At 64.3% G+C, this 803-nt stretch carries 1 protein-coding gene; it reads right to left on the reverse strand.

The features are described 5' to 3' along the window. Window positions 1-110: 110 nt before the first annotated feature. Complete coding sequence (locus tag LFM09_RS50105; RefSeq protein ID WP_414103736.1) at window positions 111-695, reverse strand: Uma2 family endonuclease; 585 nt, start codon at window positions 693-695, stop codon at window positions 111-113. Window positions 696-803 lie beyond the last annotated feature (108 nt).

The following is an 803-nucleotide window of genomic DNA, read 5'->3' on the forward strand; positions in this document are numbered from 1 at the left end:
ACGTGATGGTCGACGGCGACGTGGTGGAGTTCCGCTTCAACGTCTGACCTGTTGGTTTTGACGTGAGGCCCTCCGGTTCGCCGGAGGGCTTGTCACCTGCTCAGGCAGATTCAGCTCTTGGCGCGGAAGAGGCTGTCGAGATCTACGGCGATCTGAAACGGAACTGACAGCTCGAGTTTGCCGCGAAAGATGCCAACAGGTACATAGGTGCTGGTCGGCTCGTCCAGTTCGTAGACATGCGCGACGGGGCGGTTGACCTCTTCGGCTTCTTCGATCAGCCAGTAGTGCCGAACACCGGCCTCGGCGTACTTGCGCAGTTTGACGGTCCGGTCGCGATGCTCCGATTCCGGCGACGTCACTTCGACGGCCAACAGCACGTCCTCGGGGGCGAACCAGGTGCGGTCAGGATCGACCGGTGCGGTGGTGACGACGACGTCAGGCTCAGGCCGGTTGCGCTTGTCCAAGCGGATGGTGACCTCGCGATCCACCTCCACGCCTTCAGGCGCCTGGTTCGTGAGGGCCGTGTAGAGAGCGGAGACGACACGGGCGTGCCACACCCGCTGCGGTGACATCATGAAAACGAGCGCTCCGTCGATCAGCTCGGTGTGGCGAGGCGCCTCGGGGAGGCGGTCGAGGTCCTCCGCGAACCAGCCTTCCGCGCGCGGAGGGCGCATCCAGTCGGGCAGTGCGGTCATAAGTTCAAGATAGTGATATGCGCGCACGCACGCACGACCCGTGCGGGTGCGCACGTCGACTGGGAGCTGCTGGAGTCGATCGGCCAGCACGAGCCGGGCCTGTACTCG

Origin of the sequence: Lentzea alba (assembly GCF_047445655.1) — a bacterium.
In the GTDB taxonomy this organism is placed as follows: Bacteria; Actinomycetota; Actinomycetes; order Mycobacteriales; family Pseudonocardiaceae; genus Lentzea; species Lentzea alba_A.